This window comes from Vibrio frigidus (genome assembly GCF_042465995.1).
GTDB lineage: Bacteria > Pseudomonadota > Gammaproteobacteria > Enterobacterales > Vibrionaceae > Vibrio.
In genome coordinates this window covers 51825-68775 of the sequence record NZ_JBCDMC010000002.1, presented here as the reverse complement: position 1 = coordinate 68775, position 16951 = coordinate 51825, and the positions used below count along the sequence as shown (strand labels likewise).

The 16951-nt window shown below is 42.3% G+C and carries 16 protein-coding genes; 9 read left to right on the top strand and 7 right to left on the bottom strand.

All coding sequences use genetic code 11. The features are described 5' to 3' along the window. Nucleotides 1-484: 484 nt before the first annotated feature. Entirely contained in the window at nt 485-2137 is a 1653-nt protein-coding gene (locus AACW90_RS03760; RefSeq protein WP_390231041.1) for an EAL domain-containing protein, read from the top strand. Nucleotides 2138-2295: 158 nt separating this feature from the next. Here AACW90_RS03760 and AACW90_RS03755 read toward each other — a convergent pair whose 3' ends face one another. The 3 genes from AACW90_RS03755 to AACW90_RS03745 form a co-directional block, all read right to left on the bottom strand. Beyond that, a complete protein-coding gene (locus AACW90_RS03755; protein ID WP_390231038.1) occupies nt 2296-3687 on the bottom strand; it encodes an SLC13 family permease in 1392 nt (463 codons plus the stop codon). 254 nt (nt 3688-3941) lie between these two features. Next, nucleotides 3942-4340, bottom strand: coding sequence for a GFA family protein (locus tag AACW90_RS03750; RefSeq protein ID WP_390232050.1), 399 nt, complete (start codon nt 4338-4340; stop codon nt 3942-3944). A gap of 202 nt (nt 4341-4542) precedes the next feature. Beyond that, nucleotides 4543-5415, bottom strand: a complete 873-nt coding sequence (locus tag AACW90_RS03745; RefSeq protein ID WP_390231035.1) for a dimethylarginine dimethylaminohydrolase family protein — start codon at nt 5413-5415, stop codon at nt 4543-4545. A gap of 109 nt (nt 5416-5524) precedes the next feature. Here AACW90_RS03745 and AACW90_RS03740 point away from each other — a divergent pair, with 109 nt between their 5' ends. From AACW90_RS03740 to AACW90_RS03720, 5 genes are all read left to right on the top strand, one after another. Continuing rightward, nucleotides 5525-6316 (top strand): ABC transporter ATP-binding protein, encoded by a 792-nt coding sequence (locus tag AACW90_RS03740; RefSeq protein ID WP_390231032.1) that lies wholly within the window; start codon nt 5525-5527, stop codon nt 6314-6316. Nucleotides 6317-6358: 42 nt separating this feature from the next. Further along, a complete protein-coding gene (locus AACW90_RS03735) occupies nt 6359-7132 on the top strand; it encodes a transporter substrate-binding domain-containing protein (RefSeq protein ID WP_390231029.1) in 774 nt (257 codons plus the stop codon). A 30-nt stretch (nt 7133-7162) separates the two neighbouring features. Further along, nucleotides 7163-7888 carry an ABC transporter permease gene (locus AACW90_RS03730; RefSeq protein WP_390231026.1) on the top strand — a complete coding sequence of 242 codons (726 nt, stop codon included), beginning with the start codon at nt 7163-7165 and terminating at the stop codon, nt 7886-7888. Next, a complete protein-coding gene (locus tag AACW90_RS03725) occupies nt 7881-8648 on the top strand; it encodes an ABC transporter permease subunit (RefSeq protein WP_390231022.1) in 768 nt (255 codons plus the stop codon). The genes AACW90_RS03730 and AACW90_RS03725 overlap by 8 nt, the downstream gene beginning before the upstream one ends. Nucleotides 8649-8757: 109 nt before the next feature. Continuing rightward, nucleotides 8758-9405: a TetR/AcrR family transcriptional regulator gene (locus AACW90_RS03720; RefSeq protein WP_390231019.1), complete on the top strand. Its 648-nt coding sequence runs from the start codon at nt 8758-8760 to the stop codon at nt 9403-9405. 12 nt (nt 9406-9417) lie between these two features. Here the strand turns inward: AACW90_RS03720 and rsmS are convergent, their stop codons facing one another. From rsmS to dinG, 4 genes are read right to left on the bottom strand one after another with little or no spacing between them, the layout of a single operon-like run. Beyond that, a complete protein-coding gene (gene rsmS / locus AACW90_RS03715) occupies nt 9418-9597 on the bottom strand; it encodes a pleiotropic regulatory protein RsmS (RefSeq protein WP_390231016.1) in 180 nt (59 codons plus the stop codon). Then, on the bottom strand, nt 9594-10145 hold the full coding sequence (gene priC, locus AACW90_RS03710; protein ID WP_390231013.1) for a primosomal replication protein PriC: 552 nt from the start codon (nt 10143-10145) through the stop codon (nt 9594-9596). Before priC ends, rsmS begins: the two co-directional genes overlap by 4 nt. 40 nt (nt 10146-10185) lie before the next feature. Beyond that, nucleotides 10186-10965 (bottom strand): sulfite exporter TauE/SafE family protein, encoded by a 780-nt coding sequence (locus AACW90_RS03705; protein WP_195703736.1) that lies wholly within the window; start codon nt 10963-10965, stop codon nt 10186-10188. Between the two features lie 45 nt (nt 10966-11010). Further along, nucleotides 11011-13083 carry an ATP-dependent DNA helicase DinG gene (dinG, locus tag AACW90_RS03700; protein ID WP_390231009.1) on the bottom strand — a complete coding sequence of 691 codons (2073 nt, stop codon included), beginning with the start codon at nt 13081-13083 and terminating at the stop codon, nt 11011-11013. 640 nt (nt 13084-13723) lie between these two features. On the opposite strand from dinG, the gene AACW90_RS03695 reads away from it, so the two are divergent. The 3 genes from AACW90_RS03695 (at nt 13724) to AACW90_RS03685 (ending at nt 16928) form a co-directional block, all read left to right on the top strand. Further along, complete coding sequence (locus AACW90_RS03695; RefSeq protein ID WP_390231006.1) at nt 13724-14632, top strand: porin; 909 nt, start codon at nt 13724-13726, stop codon at nt 14630-14632. Between the two features lie 159 nt (nt 14633-14791). Next, nucleotides 14792-15460, top strand: a complete 669-nt coding sequence (locus AACW90_RS03690; protein WP_390231003.1) for a DUF2057 family protein — start codon at nt 14792-14794, stop codon at nt 15458-15460. A gap of 163 nt (nt 15461-15623) precedes the next feature. Further along, nucleotides 15624-16928, top strand: coding sequence for an inosine/guanosine kinase (locus tag AACW90_RS03685; RefSeq protein WP_390231000.1), 1305 nt, complete (start codon nt 15624-15626; stop codon nt 16926-16928). The last annotated feature ends 23 nt before the right edge of the window (nt 16929-16951 follow it).

Genomic DNA, 16951 nt, shown 5'->3' with positions numbered 1-16951 from the left:
GATTAGAAAATAGCGAGAAGTCATTAACTAGAGTTCGAGCGCCAAATCAATAGTTAAGAATCATACGCGCAGACAATATAAAATGCGCTAACTATTTGTAAAATCGAACATTACCGATTTAATTAATCAATAAATCGAGACACGAAAAGTTGAGTTTCAATATGGGCTGAGCTCTAAATGAAAGAGTAATAAGTATCGCAACAGTGATGAAAATGAAGTAAATTTTCATCTAAAAATAATTTTAATGGCCTCTGCATTATGAGCTTAAAGAGACGTTTCTTATGAAGCCGGTTGATACCTTGATTTGATACATCTACTCGTGTGATTTATATGACAAATATCTATATTTTTAAAATGTGATATACGCTTGAGTTATTATTAATTGCATGATTAATTATAACTCTATATGTTTAATGTGAGCTCTTCGTTCAGAAAAGTTTGTCGTGATATAGTTTATTTTCAAAATGAGAGATTGATTAAGTCTATGGAGAATATCGCGGGGAATTCGCTAGATTCAGTGTTTTTTTGCATCGATATTGATGGGCATATCTGTTTTGGCGAAAATCTCTCTAGCTATAGATACACCCTGCATTATAACGAGTGGTTATCCCAGATTCACCATGAGGACGTAGAGCATGTTGAAAATGTTATCTTTCAATTATTTACATCTGAAATCCCTTCAGCAGCTATAACGTTTCGTCGGCAAGGCATCGATGGGGTGTACTTGGAACTAACCTGTCAATGTGAAATCGTCGTACATCAAGGGAAATTTCGTATTGAGGGGGTACAAGAAGCATACTACGCAAAATTTGATCAGGATAAGCACATTTGTCATCAGCATTGGGTGGCCTCGCGTTATCACTTTTTTCATTATAAAAAATTGCTAGATGACATGAATCGGCTTGGTGATAATCAAACACCCTGTACTCTATTTTATTTCAATATCAACAAACTTAAAACATTGGTAAGTCAGTACGGTTACGACGTTTTAGATAGGATCTATAGCTGTATTTATAACGCTCTTAACGCTTTATCGATATACCCTATATGTCGATATCAATCCATTCTAGGCAATTTTGTTTCTATTGTTGGTCATTCTTTCAATAGCAATGAATTAGAAGACATCTGTGACAAAATATTCTCTCACTCTAAAGATCTTGCAAATCTAAATCCAATGTTTGATTTGTGTGATATGTGTATCGGTATAATGACGCTTCCGCCGCGTCAACCTGAGTCGCCTAGGGATATATTAAGGCATCTTGCAAGAACGAGTGAGTACGCCTTGAAAGGAAATGAGTGCAAATGGGCCATTCATGATGAAAACAAGCATTCAAAACTGGCTAGGCATTTCTTTGTTGAAAAAGAACTGCGTGGCGCAATAAAAAATAATGAACTAACCGTTAAGTTTCAACCCATCATCAATGTGGAAACCAATAAACCTTGTAGCGTAGAAATATTATCCCGATGGGAAAATAGTGCGCTTGGGGAAATATATCCTGACGAGTTTATTCCTGTGGCTGAATCCCAGAATTTGATTGTACAGCTTGGCTGGCAGGTGTTTAATCAAGCATGTCAGTTCTTGAGTGGATTGCCGTGTGATTCTACAGTGAGTGTGAATGTGAATGTCTCGGTTCTTCAACTACAGAATATAAGTTTTGCTACGCAAGCGTTAAGTATCGCAATGGAACATCAGATTTCACCATCGCGAATTGTTATGGAAATAACTGAATCGCTATTCTTAGATACAAGCTCAATGGCCAGCGTGCAGTTGTTAGCGTTATCACAGCTTGGATTCAAGCTTTCTCTCGATGATTTCGGCTCTGGTTACAGCACCTTAAATAATTTATTCTCCTTACCAATCAATCAAATTAAACTCGATAAGGAAACGGTAAATAAAGCCATGCAAAACGAGGAGGCGATGAACTATGTTTGCTTTCTTATCGATATGTGCCGACGAAATGACGTTGAATTCCTAGTGGAAGGCATTGAAAATGCCGATATGAATACGTGTTATCGACAGAAAAATGTGCATTGTATGCAGGGCTTTTATTTCTCTAAACCGATGGATGGCAGAGAGACGGTTGAGTACTTAGGCCTTGCCAATAATAAACCTTCGAAAAACCGCGCAAAGCCGTAAAAAAATAAACATCTGAAGGCAAATAAAAGAAATACGATACTCACATTAATATCGATTGAAGCGGTTCGTTAATTATTATAATTGAAATACATCCGCATAGATTTTGTGTTGTGGTATGATTTTTTGAACGATATTGAACCCTTGCTAAATAGCCTTACTCAAACCCAGCCAAGCAGCCACCACCACACATAATCGAGCGGGAACAGAAAAACGATCGTTACCGCAGTAAGAGGTAACGTTACTTTAACTAGCTTACTTAGGGGTTCTTGGGAGAGTTGCATTGCAACTATCAAAGGGGCGACCTGATATGGGAATATCACGGTAGAAAAGCCTAATACTTGTGTCATCAATACCGCTGTAGTTGAAAATCCAGTCGCTTGAGAGAAGTCAGCCGCGAGAGGGGATAGGACGGCTGGCACGCCGGGAATCGTGGTGACCAAACCCGTAACAACAGAGGTTAGAGAAAGCGACATAAACCCAAGGAACGAACCAGAAGATGACGAAGGTAAAAGCTGGCTAAACGCCTCCCCCATGTAGTTTCCTATTCCAGATTCGTTTACTAACATACCTAATCCAAGGGCAGCAGAGACAAAAACTACGGTACCAAAGTCGACGGAACTGTTGAAAGATTTGGGGGGAATTACACCTACTTTTGGCAGGAGAAGAATAATCGCTGTCGCCAGACCAACCCATGCTGGGTTCACGCCATGTATTGAGTCTGTCACCCAAAATAGAAGCGTGATACCGAGTAATAAGCCGACTTTTTTCTGCGCTTTAATATCAGAGTTATCCTCTACACTTTGGTATGTTGGCGTGAGGTTGGATGAAATTTTATCAGGAAAAATTTTCAACACCAAAATGACGATGAGCAGAGATTTTAGAACCCCCAATACAGGAAAGTGAAGCAGTAAATAGTCGGTATAACTAAACTGAATGTCATAGAGAGTTTCACTAGCGCCTGCGAGTATCATATTGGGTATATTGGCAGGCAAAACAGCAAAGCTCGGCATGTTACAGGCGAGAGCCAAGGCAACGGCAATACCAATTCGTCCATTGCTTCCTTTATCTAAGCCGACTTGATCAGCAAGCGCCATGCCAATCGGAATCAACACGACCGCCCGCCCCACGGATGAAGGCATAATAAACCCAAGCAGTACCGCACTCATAACGAGCCCTGCAATCAACCTAGTATAGCTGCCGGTTAAATAAGGTGCGATTGTTGATGCGAGCCTCTTCCCTAGTCCGGTGGAGGAGATAGAAGCCCCAATGACAAATCCTGAGATGATTAGCCAGACAGCGGTTGAACCAAAACCAGAGAAGAGAAGTGTAGGTTCAATTAGCTTAAAAATGGTCGCCAGCGCAAAGAAAATAAGCCCAACAAGAAATGGCGGCACAATGCCAGTAGTCCAGAAAACGAGTGTGATCAACACAACAGCAGCGCTGTGCGAAAAATTTGCTGCTTGACCGGATATTGGAAAAATAGCCAGCAGAATTGCAATTGCTAGCGTTGTGGCGAGCACGCCGTTTCTCACATTGAATCCGAAATTCATGCCAGCAGCCTTATGCAGATACGATTAAGATAACTCTAATGTAATAATTGCCACATTGACAGGGTATCTTTGGAATCTTATTTCACGACAGGGGATAACATGAAAAATCAGACGCTAAAAACCACGTGTATTATTTTGGCTCAGAAGCAGCAATCAGTTTGTGACCACGTAACTAGTCTAAATGTTGTTCAAATTTTCGTATTGGCTTTGCGCCATGTTGACGTGCTTTTTTATAAACGGTCGCGATAGAGATATCAGCTAACTCGATCTGTTGGATGATTGACCCCGTCATTCGTCACTATCTCACCAAGTTCAAAAGGGTTAACACCTTCAAGGCAACCAGTATTAAAACCGTATTCCATTGGATTCGATCGTCGTTGGTGGTGTGTGTATATGCCACAATTAGAACAAAAGTAATGCTTCGCTGTCTTGGTATTAAACTGATAGAGCTTTAGGTGCTTTTCACCTTTGATGATTTTAATCCGATCTAATTGAACAGACGCAACGATGGCCCCTTTCCTGCGGCAAATAGAACAATCACAACGTCGTGGATTTTCGATGCCATTGGGTAAATGTAACTCCAGTTCGATACCACCACAGTGACAAGTTGCCTTGTGAAATTCTCTTATCTTTGTACTTCCCACGTACTTAATCATGTGCGCACTCTCCTAAAATAGAACACCTTTAACTCGTTATTTAAGTTAACACTCAGAAAACACCTAGACAATAGTGGTTGAAACATAAACTCTGCCTGCATAAATGACCAACAAATCGCTACAAAATGACCTCAAAATATGAGCACACCCTAATTAGGGTGATGCTCTAAGCGCTGTAATATCGCCTAACCTGGTCGAATTATCCTCGAAGAATAGGGTTCGTTAAACAGGTTGGTCCGCCTTCACATGCCATACATAGGGCGTCACCTTCAAATACAGTGACGTTCACTCCGCTCTCTTCCATGACCTTTTTTGTTTTTGGGAAGCCATCGATCATGATGCAGTGATCTGGAGAGGTAGGAAGTACATTTAAGTTAAGTCCAAATGAGGCTTCAAACTCATCGGCAGGCGCGATAACGAACTCGATATTGGACTCTTTTAGCAGTGTCCACAATGATGCAGGAATCAAAGGTGGATGAACAAGGTACTTGGTTTCAGTGAGTGGTGAAATGACGGACATAAGATGAAGACAAGCTTCTTCTCCCGTCCAATAGGGCATATCAAAGCTAAGTACTGTGATGTCATGTGGATTGAGCAACGCATTGAGTTGCCTTACCCCTTCTTTATTCGAACGAAAACCGAGCCCGACGATCAACGTATTTTCATTAAGCCAAATGGTGTCACCGCCTTCAACCATCGCGTCGCCAGTCAGTTCGCCCAGAATGGGAATGCCTGCTTGCTCGTAAGCTTTTCTGTGTACCTGAGGCTCTTCAGCTCGGAGTGGTTTACCCATTTTCAATGGTACGGCTCCCGCCTTGGTGATGATCGACGCATCACGAGTAAACATAGCGTCAGACAGGCCATCGCCTTGATCTTCAATCCATACGATCTCTGCGCCAGTTTGTTTGATTAATGTGGCAAACTGGTCGTATTCCTTGATCGCTTTTTCAGCGTTAAAAAAGTGATTGTAGTGCCATAATGCGGGGTCTGCTTCCAACAAGCTCTTAGCGGGACGGCGCATCAAAACGCGTGTCATTTTTTCAGCCATTAACTGACAACCATAATTAGCCATTTATCTTTCCTTAGTATAACGATTAATAAAAACAGATTGACATTTAGTCTATACGGATGCATAAAGTTATACAAGCGTATAGTTTTACGCAGTATTATAGGTGATATGGATGTCGATAAATGGATACAGGCGCAAAGGTCCTGTTATTGAAGTAAAGGATTTGCATAAATCGTTTAATCGTATTGAAGTGCTAAAAGGCATTGATTTACATGCGAATAAAGGCGAGGTCATTGCCCTGATAGGAGGAAGTGGATCTGGGAAATCGACCACATTGCGCTGCTTGAATTTACTTGAAACACCGCAATCAGTTGGATCCATGAGGCTACTTGGAGAAGAGGTGCTATTCAAACCGTCTAAAGGCGAATCATTAGATGTGTTGGATAAAAAACAACTCCGCTGGATACGAACCAAACTTGCAATGGTTTTCCAAAATTTCAACCTTTGGCCTCATATGACACTCGAACAAAACATCATGGAAGCCCCCGTATATGTGCTGGGACAGTCGAAGGCTCAGGCAAGGGATAAAGCACATGACTTACTGGAAAGAGTGGGGCTGTTAGAAAAACGAAACAGCTACCCGTCATTTCTGTCAGGAGGGCAACAACAGCGCGGCGCCATTGCTAGGGCACTGGCTGTTGACCCCGAGGTTTTGCTGTTTGATGAACCGACATCCGCTCTGGATCCTGAATTGGTAGGTGAAGTTTTATCCGTGATGGCAGGGCTTGCAGATGAAGGTCGTACTATGATCATCGTCACCCATGAAATGCAGTTTGCTGCCGATGTGGCTAATAGAATTATATTCCTCGACCAAGGAAAAATTGAGGAACAGGGCACACCTGACCAGATCTTTAAATCACCCCAATCACCTCGTTTACAACAGTTTATTAAAAATATTTATTAATAACTCACTCTACAATCACAACATTTCAAGGAAAGAAATATTATGAGTATCAAAAAAGTAATCATCTTATCGTGTGTTTCATTAGGCTTATCGGTGACTCAAGCAAACGCGGCACCAATTAAAGTCGGTATTGCAACCGAGGCGTACCCACCGTTTTCTGTGCCTAATGCAGAAGGGAATTACACTGGTTGGGAAATCGATATTGCAAACGCGGTGTGCGATCAGGCAGAACTAGAGTGTGAGATTGTTGCCTCTTCTTGGGACGGAATTATCCCTTCGTTGGTTGCTGAAAAAATAGATGTTGTTGCCGCTTCACTATCGATAACCGAGGAGAGAAGTAAAATCATTGATTTTTCGGATAAATATTATCAAACGGGTGCAAGTTTGGCGATTGCCGCGGGTAGTAAAATCCAATCGGCTCCTGAGAGTTTGGCCGGACATAAAATTGGTGTGCAATCGGGTTCAATTCACCAATCTTATGCTCTGAAGCACTTTAAGTCAGCCTCGATTAAAGAGTATCAAACTCAAGATGAAGCGAATCAAGACCTGTTTTCGGGAAGGATAGATGCCACCTTAGCGGACGCGTTAGTATTAGAAGATTTTTTGAAATCAAGTGAAGGTGCGCTTTGTTGTTCATCGGCCGGGCTCGTTGCTCATGATGAAGCACTGCTTGGCAAAGGAATTGGTTTTGGACTTAGAAAAGGCAACGATGATCTGAAAGCCTCGCTCAATGCGGCCATTGAAGCGATCAGAAAGAATGGCATCTACGATAGCATCACTCAAAAATACTTCGAATTTAACATCTATGGTGAATAGTTTGCCAGTTGATCTAATTTGGAGATGTAGATGGTAAATTATAAGAGCATGAGTTGGTATGAATTACTTGCTATACCTCCTCCCGGTTGGGGGGGGTATTTGTTGGATGGGTTATTGGTTTCTTTACAGGTCGCGAGCCTTGGTTATCTATTTGGACTGATTATTGGCATGTTCGCCGCTAATGCTAAACGCCGTGGTAATGTCCTTGTGGCTGATCTGGTGACCATCTATACCACCGTGATACGCGCCGTGCCGGAGCTTGTATTAATCTTATTGGTTTATTTTGCCCTACCGGATCTCATTAATCAGCTGCTTGCCGTTTTTGGCGTCGAAAAGATAGAGATCAATAAATTTTCCGCTGGTGTTCTGGTGATTACCATTGTACAAGGTGCCTATGCGACAGAAGTAATAAGAGGTGCGATGAATGCTATCCCTACAGGGCATATTGAAGCCGCGGAAAGTTTTGGCATGCACCCTTTTATTACCTTCTACCGGATAACGATCCCTGAAATGCTGCCGAATGCGTTGCCAGGCCTTTCTAATCTATGGTTGATTGCGACCAAAGACACGGCGTTATTAGCAGTGGTTGGGTTTACTGAGTTGACGTTGGCGGCTCGTCAGGCGGCCGGGGCCACTAAAAGTTATTTTCTATTTTTGTTCGCTGCTGGCGTGTTGTATCTCATTGTTACCTTGCTCTCTAATGTTCTATTTAACTACCTTGAAAAGCGACTTAATCGGGGGGTGAAATATGCTTAACATAATGGTCCCTCATCGTATCGTCCTTATTCTGCTCGGTTTAGTACTGGTTTTTGCGGCTATTTTTGGTCTGAACTGGCACTGGTTGACGAATTATAGTGCGGATATACTCAACGGCTTATGGAAAACCATTATGTTGTTGGTGAGTACTATCATATTCGGTTTTGTTTTCGCCGTTTTGCTAGGTCTAGCTCAGGTTTCCGGTCCTAAGCCATTGGCATGGTTCGCCCGAGGTTTTTGCACCATCATTCGTGGAACGCCTTTACTGCTTCAGTTATGGCTTTTGTATTATGGGTTGGGTTCTATCTTCCCTTATATCCCGGGAATTAGGCAGAGTTGGATGTGGCCGTACTTGACTGAGGTATGGCCATACGCATTTATCGTATTGACCGTCTCTTTTGCTGGCTATGAAGGGGAGGTAATGAGAGGGGCGCTTAAGGAAGTGCCAAAAGGTGAATTGGAAGCGGCTTATGCTATGGGGATGCATCCCTGTATGGTCTTTCGACGAATCTGGTTGCCACGAGCGATACAAAGGGTGCTACCGACATTAAACGGTGAGGTTATCTTGCAACTCAAAGCGACCCCACTAGTGGCGACGATATCGTTTGTTGATGTCTATGCGGTTTTCTCAAGGATCAGACAAGAGACTTTTATTGTGTACGAGCCTTTAATTCTATTAGCTCTGCTGTATTTGGTGATTGCTGGGATAATTACTTTAGGTTTTTGGTATTTAGATCGCCGCCATCCGAGCTATTCGTAATGGTTCTTGTGTTTTTATTTGATAACAATGTAGAAAATAACAATAAATAAGCGTACCTAGTCGTGTCATTGTTTATACTACGCCGAGAAATATTGAATGAGTTGATCCAATGATTGAGAAACGCCGAGTACCAAGAAAAGAGATGTCTATCAACCGTAAAACCGAGTTGGTTGATGCAACCCTTAGGGTTATAGCATCTGATGGCGTGAAGGCGGCGACAGTTCGCTCCATTGCAGAAGAAGCGAAAGTGACACAAGGACTGATTCGTTATCATTTTAAAAGCAAAGATGAGTTGATCATCGCGGCTTACGAAAAACATATGACCAATCTGATTGACGTGGCTGCTCGTGGGTCGAATGGCCATTACTCTTCCGCGAAAAAACGATTGGCGATGTTTGTACAAGCTTCGGTTAGACCGCCCATTATTGATGCGCAGGTGATAGCGATATGGGCTGGATTTTTTCAGCTTTTGTTTCATAACCAACCGATGCGCGAAAGCCACAAAAAAACCTACCACCTGCTACGGAACCATATCCAACAGCTGATAGCCGATGTATTTTCTGAAGAGTCCAGAGAGACAACGGACAAAGAATTGCGTCAGTTAAGCATTGCCTGTAATGCCGTTTTGGATGGTCTGTGGATAGAAGGCGGTATTATCCCTGATGAGTTCATGACTAACGAGCTCGTTGAAACCGCGATTCGGGGCTTTAGTGCACTGACAGGCGTTGAGCTAAGTCGCTATTTGGGTGTGGAATAACGTAGCATGGCTTTACGCCGGTGAATCTCCCATGGCTTCGACGCGTTTTTCTAGGTCTCGTTTGACTATGTTGATAGCCTGTAGCGCCACGGCAGGGTCGACCTCGTTACTTTCTAGCAGATAGATAAGATCCACTGCCAGTTTTATCTCTTCAGGAGCGGTGTCGATACCGTTGTTGGTAGTAATGGTCATGTAAAGTCCCTTAATTTAGCTATCTGATCTTCTATCTCTTTTCTAGATTGTTGGCAACGAATTAAACGATCTCTCGCCGTATTGAATACGATTTCGGCTGCGTGCTTATCTTCGGTTGCCGCTGTGTTGATTATATTCTTTTTTTCATCGACTAACGTTTGCAGACGATATTCCCACTCTTGATGTTGTATAAGGTTCTGTTGAAGTGCTTTGAGTGACAGACGCTGTGTTGACGCCTGTTCTGAGCGAAGAGTGGTGGAGATCTCTCGAGATATTGCACTTATCTGATCGAGCAGTTGTTCAGTCAAGTATTCAGCTTGCCTAGGGGTGAGTGCGTTCTCCTCATTAACACGTGATTCATTTTTGCCCTGTATCGTTTTGAACGTCGCTAGAGCCTCTTGTACACAAGGTGAGAGCAGCCGCGACCGACAGCGGAACAACTTGTCATCAAAAAGCGCTCTAGGTTGAACGCCGCGTTGGGCGTCCAGTTTCTTGGCTGTGTTTGCAAGATCATCTAAAACGGTTTTAATTCGATTGAACTCATTCATGCAATGTTATACCGAATCCTATAAATGGTGCTCAGTTACCTTATAAATCGGCAAACCACGCATCATAACCAAGTTTAATGGAGAGAATACTGACAACAGTAACAAACACGGGTCGAATAAACTTCGCACCGAAGCGGATGGCGGAGTGAGCGCCCACAAAAGCACCCGCCATCAGACAGACACCCATGGTTAGGCCTAAGACCCAATTAATGTGGCCCAAGAAAGCAAAGGTGACGAGCGATGTGAAGTTACTCGTAAAGTTCATTGCTTTTGAAAGACCGGAAGAGAGCAGTATATTCATACGATAGATCGCCATGCTGCTGACTATCCAAAATGCGCCGGTTCCGGGTCCTGCAACACCGTCATAAAACCCTAAAGTGAATCCTTGTATCCATTGGATTCGATTTAGTTTTTTACAAGGCTTTGGTAGTACGTTTTCGTTCGCCTCGGGTGTTTTATGCCAAATAGTATAGATAGCGGTAGCCAAAATTATCACGGGCAATGCTTTTTCCAGCCATTCAGTGCTCAACGCATCAACAACCAGTGTGCCGATAGTCGCGCCGATTAAGGTCGAATAAAAGGCGTGCTTCCATAACTCTGGAGTGAAAAGTCGCTTGCGATAAAAAGTGACAGCTGCGGTTGAAGAGGCAAAGGTTGCCGCAAGTTTATTGGTCCCTAAGGCAATGTGAGGTGGTAACCCAATTGAAAGCAAGGCCGGTACGGTTAACATGCCACCGCCACCCGCTACTGCATCAATAAATCCGGCAGCAAATGCAACCAAAGCCAAAATAACCAACATGGTTGGTTCCAACATTTCCATAAATTTTCCGGTACCTGACTTTAGTCAAATTGCTTTAAACAATTTTTATTCAATAGTTCGTTTAAATGGGGGTAAGGCGTTGAGCAGTAGTTTTCCGTATCGTTTACTCACCACTCTTCGATCAAGAATGATAACTCTACCAGAATCTTGCTCTTTACGCAGTAAACGGCCAACGGATTGAATGAGTTTTTTGCTGGCTTCTGGCACGGATATCTGCATAAAAGGATTACCACCCCGACTTTCAATATATTCTGAATGGGCTTGCTCCACCGGCGAGGTTGGAACCGCGAAGGGAATCTTGGTAATGATAAGGTTTTCAAGCAGGTTACCAGGTAAATCGAGACCTTCTGAAAAACTGCTTGTACCAAACAACACACTTGTTTTTCCGCACTGTATCAGTGTTTTATGTTTATTTAGAATCTCTGTTCTTGATGACTGTCCCTGAACCTGCAGCGTCCAACCCTTCTTTTTAAATTGAGCGGAGACAATTTCAGTGACTTGTTTCATCTGCCAGTATGAAGCAAATAGAATTAGGTTCGCTTTGTCTTCTAATATTAGGCTTGGCAGAAGCTCCGCTAAGTACTCGGTAAACTCTGGAGCTTGCGGTTCATATTTCATCGCAGGTATAAGTAGTACCGCATTATCTTGATAATTAAACGGCGAAGCCAAAGCTAAAAACTGCACTCCATCTTCTTTCTTTGCGCTTACCCCCGCTTGACGACAGAAAAAATCAAAAGAGTTCAGCGCGCGGATTGTAGCTGAAGTCAGTACTGCACCAACACATCGACTCCATATTTGTTGATCTAATTGCCAGCCGACCTCCAACGGTGAAACGTTTACAATGAAGTCTCCCTCTCTATCTGGGCTTAGTTCTAACCACTTAACTAATGGCGCGCCTTTTTCTTTTTTAGGTTCGGCCATTAAATGCCATACCTTAGCCAAGTTTTCTAATCGTTGACTATAGAAGCCGATCTCCGCTAATGTCGGTTCCGCAATTTTATTAGAAAGCTCACCGTCTTTAAGCCTTTCGGCTATAAGGTCGGCTATTTTTCCAATGGCTAGGCTGGCCTTACCCGACAAAAGCTTCAATTCCTTGGATTGCAGTTCTAACCATTGAGGTAAGTCACCGTGTTCAAATCGATAAGCTTTGTCTTCGAATTGAGTCGCATCAAACTGTTTACTTAATTGCGTTAAAGCAGGTACTAGCTCTTGTATTGAATCTTGCAATTCATTACGAAAGCGATTGACGCGCTTTTCATCGGCCAAGCTGGTAAATTTGCTTGAAGACTGATTCAGTTTTTCTAACCAAATGGCCGCACCTTTCAAACTTGCGGCGGCAGACGAGTGGTCTCTAGCCACTTTTGGTAGGTGGTGGGCTTCATCGAAGATATAAATAGTATTGTCAGGTTCTGAAAGAATGACACCCCCACCAAGCTCGATATCCGCCATGACCAAACTATGGTTTGCGATAATGACGTCATTCTTGTCAAGTTCAGCACGCGCTTTTTGAAATGGACATCCCCTATGGACAGGTAAACCGTTATTGCAGCTATGCTTATCGCTGACAATGGTCAGCCAAAGTTCATCCTTAATCGGCTTGGGCCACGCATCTCTATCACCGTCCCACTTACCTTCCATCAGCGCTCGATGCATGGTTTCTAGCAATTCAATGTCTTTTTTCTTTGGCTTGGTTTCAAAAATAGCCAGTTGTCCGCCGTCTGCGCCACACGCCGTGGCCAGTTTTTCTGCACAGCAATAACGTTGTCTGCCTTTTGCGAGGACAAATGAGAACTCTAAGTTGGTAATGCGTCTAAAAAGAGGTAAGTCTTTGTCTAAAAGTTGTTCCTGCAGCGCCACAGTTGCAGTAGAGATAACTATCTTTCGATTGTTCAACACAGCGCATGGGATCGCTGCCATCAAATAGGCGAGGGACTTGCCTATTCCCGTTCCCGCTTCCGCCACTATTATACGATTTTTTTTATGGTAGTCCCCTGACAACGTTTTCGCTATTTCTGCAACCAAATAATTTTGTGCTCGTCTAGGAACGAAATCATCTAATTGGTGTTGTAGGTTTTGATAGCTATCGCGAATCGATTTTTGGACTTTAGGATTATGCATAACACGGCCAACTTTTGAGAATGGCGCAGTCTAGCACAGCAAAGTCCTGCGCTCTATTGCTCGAGAATATGTGAGTACTATCACGAAGCATATTAATGTGACGTTATTATTACCCATTTTATTTAGATAAGAATTTATTTTTATTGGCTATTTATCGTGTTTATCAGGAGATTTGAATCACAAATTTAGTTCTTTTATAACTAAAACTAGATCAAGCTCACAAAAAAAAACTGAACCTTCTTGGATGCTACGTTAGAAGAACATGATGTAATATAAATATCTTTTTAAAATTGTTTTGTCGGGATTTAATTCTAATATTGGCTTATTTTTTAATTAAAGTCGATATTATCAACCATATCCATCCTTTCGGAATAGGTGTGATTTTAGTGCGAATGGTGGTGTAAATAATTACTTTACTAAATGAAATTAATTCTAACTTATTGTTTTATAATAATTTATGTATTTTTATTTTTATTTTTTTAGGTGTTTGACATGAGGCGATTTCTTTTGCAATCTAGGTTCGAAATTTAGTGGTGATGACGGATAGCCAATTTGGTAAAACGTTGTCACCAATAAAATAAAAAAAAGGAAACCAAAAAAGGATTTCCTAAATTTTCTTAAGAAAAGGCAGTGGTTTACTATGAAAAAGACTCTATTAGCATTATCAGTACTTCTTGCGTCAACGGCAGCTAACGCAGGCATCGAAGTTTACAACAAAGACGGCGCTTCAGTTAACATCGGCGGCGACCTAGAAGTTGTTTATGTTAAAGGTACTGCAGACGGTTCACACGTTGAACAACAAATTCAAGATGCTGACATCAAATTTGATGTTCGCTACGCAGTAAGTGATGAGCTTTCTGTTGGTGGTTACTGGGAATTCCAAGGTGACACTGGCAATACTACTCAGAACGGTAGCTCAGCAATGGGTGACGTTTACTTTGCATTCTATACTGCATCTGCTGGTTCTTTCAAAGTTGGTGACCTATGTAGCATCGGTGATGATCTAGGTCTTGGTAATGACTTCCAGTTCGGTGTTACTGCAGCAGTTGACCAAGCTGACGTTTGTGGCGACGAAACTGTACGTTGGGATTACTCTAGCGACATGTTCTACGTATCAGCTGCATACCGTGATGACCAACGTTCTGATGACACAAAACCTGACCTTGCAGACATTAAAGCTGGACTAACAATGGCTGGCTTTAACCTAATGGGTTACTACGGCACTTCAAACAAAGCTGAGCAAGATACTTTTGCTCTAGAAGCAAGCTACGCATTCTCTGCTGCTAACATCGGTCTTGGCTACTACGACGTTGAAGACAAAGGCAACGTAATCGCTCTAACAGGTGACTACACTATCCAGAAAGTAACACTTTCTGCAGGTGTTGATTTGGTTGACCCAGAAGCAGCGGGTTCTGACGACATCACTAACTACTTTGTTAACGCAGGCTACGCAATTGCTCCAGCTACAACGCTTTATGCTGAAATTGGCGGCAACGACGAAGACGATAGCGAAGTTGGCTATGCTGTAGGCGCTAAAGTAGAATTCTAATCTGAAACTTTAGTTTCAAATAGAATCCAAAAAAACCACCCGTAGGGTGGTTTTTTTATTGCGTGAATAAATACCATCTATGGGCTTGGCTCTACTACGTAGAATCGGTATCATGAAGCGGAATGACAATTTTAGTGTTTGAATAAATTAAGGAATAATATGAAACGCATATTCTATGTGCTAATTGGTTTAGTGCTATCAGGTGCAGTATCGTCAGCTGAATTGATACCAGGTAAAAATATACGGATTTTGGTAATAAATGAACAAGAACCTGAATCTTGGAGTGGCCCCTATGAGTTAAAGGATGGGTTTACTCAGGTGGTAGTAAAAGTATCTGCACGACTTGGAAAAGGTTCAAGTAAGAAAGTTTTTGACTCTGCCCCATTCATAATGATGTTTGAAACTAATGGACAAGACTTAGAAATTATTACACCTCAAATGAACAATTATGAGTGGGCAACTCGACATTTTGAAGGCGTACCAAAAATGAGATTGGTCGATTCGAATGGGGATGTAGAATATACCTACCAGAAACTCGAAGGCAAGGATGGCTTTATGCCGTACCAAGATGTTGATGAACTTGTTATAGAGCACAACGAGAACAACGCCATCTTCTTCGGTAGCGAGGCTGAAATTACCGCAAAAGCGGAATTAGCGGCAGTTGCAGCAACAGCGGTTGCGGCAGGAAGTTCTGTTGGGAATGAGAGCGCTTCAAAAGGAAGTTTATCTGGCGGTAGTGTTAACCTCGATCAACTAAAAGCTTGGTATCTAAAAGCCTCTAAAGCCGAGCGTAAAGAATTCCGTAGATGGATGATTGACCAAGAATAATCCTCTGTTTATACCAAACCGCCAATAATTTGTTATTGGCGGTTTTTCGTTGTCTGAATATTATTCCCAATACGAAAACGTTTGCTTTTTACCGTCATATTGCTGTTATAAATAACAAAGGCTAGAATTGGACATACGCCCTTACTAGCAGCAGAATCTTTCTATGAAATTTCCCGGTCAACGCAAATCTAAACACTACTTTCCCGTTAATGCGCGCGATCCTTTAGTGACTCAAGTACAAACCAATAAAAGGATGACAAGAACGCATATCATTGGGATCGATCAAACATTAGTGGATATTGAAGCTCGAGTGCCCGATCATTTCATCGAAAAATACAGCCTCAGTAAAGGTCATTCGCTGGTTATTGATGACGAAACAGCGGAAGCACTTTATCAGCAACTAAAGCGAGATGAGCTGATAAGCAATGAATTTGCAGGTGGAACCATAGGAAATACGCTACATAATTATTCCGTGCTTGCTGATGATAAGTCGACCTTGTTAGGTGTGATGAGCAAAGACATTGAGATTGGCAGCTATGGTTATCGCTATTTGTGTAACACCTCTAGTCGCATGGACCTTAACTACCTTCAATCAGTCACTGGTGCAATTGGACGTTGTTTTGCGTTGATATCGGACAACGGCGAAAGAACCTTCGCCATTAGTGAAGGACAGATGAATCAGCTACGTCCTGATAGTATCCCTGAATCGATTTTTAAAAATGCTTCTGCTTTGGTGTTAACGGCGTATCTGGTTCGTTGTAAAGAAGGCGACCCGATGCCGGATGCAACAATGCGAGCGATAGATTATGCCAAAAAATATAATGTCCCTGTGGTGCTCACTCTTGGTACAAAATTTGTTATTCAAGATGACCCACTGTTTTGGCAACAGTTTTTAAACGACCATGTATCCGTTGTGGCGATGAACGAAGACGAAGCAGAAGCGCTCACCGGTAATGGAGACCCTTTGTTAGCCGCAGACAAGGCATTGGATTGGGTTGATTTAGTATTGTGTACTGCGGGCCCTGTGGGACTGTTTATGGCTGGTTATACTGAAGAGAGTGCTAAGAGACCAACTACGTTGCCGCTACTGCCTGGTGCTATCGCTGAGTTCAATGAATACGAGTTTAGTCGACCAACCATTAAGGATGCGTGTGAGTCACCAATCAAGGTGTATTCCCATATTGCGCCTTATATGGGAGGACCTGAAAAAATTAAAAATACCAATGGAGCAGGGGATGCCGCACTTTCTGCGTTATTGCATGATATGGCCGCAAATAGATACCACAAAGAAAATGTGCCAAATTCAAGCAAGCATCAATACCCTTATTTAACGTATTCCTCGTTCTCTCAAGTGTGTAAATATTCAAACAGAGCGAGCTATGAAGTATTGGTACAACATTCCCCCCGATTATCAAGAGGATTACCTGAGCGCGAAGATAGTTTAGAGGAAGCGTATTGGGAGAGATAATAGTTGTTGTATTAATAGGATGA

Bases quoted from the DNA above. Each gene is read 5' to 3' on its own strand.
- AACW90_RS03760 (WP_390231041.1), top strand. From the start codon at position 485: ATGGAGAATATCGCGGGGAATTCGCTAGATTCAGTGTTTTTTTGCATC.
- AACW90_RS03755 (WP_390231038.1), bottom strand. From the start codon at position 3,687: ATGAATTTCGGATTCAATGTGAGAAACGGCGTGCTCGCCACAACGCTA.
- AACW90_RS03745 (WP_390231035.1), bottom strand. From the start codon at position 5,415: ATGGCTAATTATGGTTGTCAGTTAATGGCTGAAAAAATGACACGCGTT.
- AACW90_RS03740 (WP_390231032.1), top strand. From the start codon at position 5,525: ATGTCGATAAATGGATACAGGCGCAAAGGTCCTGTTATTGAAGTAAAG.
- AACW90_RS03735 (WP_390231029.1), top strand. From the start codon at position 6,359: ATGAGTATCAAAAAAGTAATCATCTTATCGTGTGTTTCATTAGGCTTA.
- AACW90_RS03730 (WP_390231026.1), top strand. From the start codon at position 7,163: ATGGTAAATTATAAGAGCATGAGTTGGTATGAATTACTTGCTATACCT.
- AACW90_RS03725 (WP_390231022.1), top strand. From the start codon at position 7,881: ATGCTTAACATAATGGTCCCTCATCGTATCGTCCTTATTCTGCTCGGT.
- AACW90_RS03720 (WP_390231019.1), top strand. From the start codon at position 8,758: ATGATTGAGAAACGCCGAGTACCAAGAAAAGAGATGTCTATCAACCGT.
- rsmS (WP_390231016.1), bottom strand. From the start codon at position 9,597: ATGACCATTACTACCAACAACGGTATCGACACCGCTCCTGAAGAGATA.
- priC (WP_390231013.1), bottom strand. From the start codon at position 10,145: ATGAATGAGTTCAATCGAATTAAAACCGTTTTAGATGATCTTGCAAAC.
- AACW90_RS03705 (WP_195703736.1), bottom strand. From the start codon at position 10,965: ATGGAAATGTTGGAACCAACCATGTTGGTTATTTTGGCTTTGGTTGCA.
- dinG (WP_390231009.1), bottom strand. From the start codon at position 13,083: ATGCATAATCCTAAAGTCCAAAAATCGATTCGCGATAGCTATCAAAAC.
- AACW90_RS03695 (WP_390231006.1), top strand. From the start codon at position 13,724: ATGAAAAAGACTCTATTAGCATTATCAGTACTTCTTGCGTCAACGGCA.
- AACW90_RS03690 (WP_390231003.1), top strand. From the start codon at position 14,792: ATGAAACGCATATTCTATGTGCTAATTGGTTTAGTGCTATCAGGTGCA.
- AACW90_RS03685 (WP_390231000.1), top strand. From the start codon at position 15,624: ATGAAATTTCCCGGTCAACGCAAATCTAAACACTACTTTCCCGTTAAT.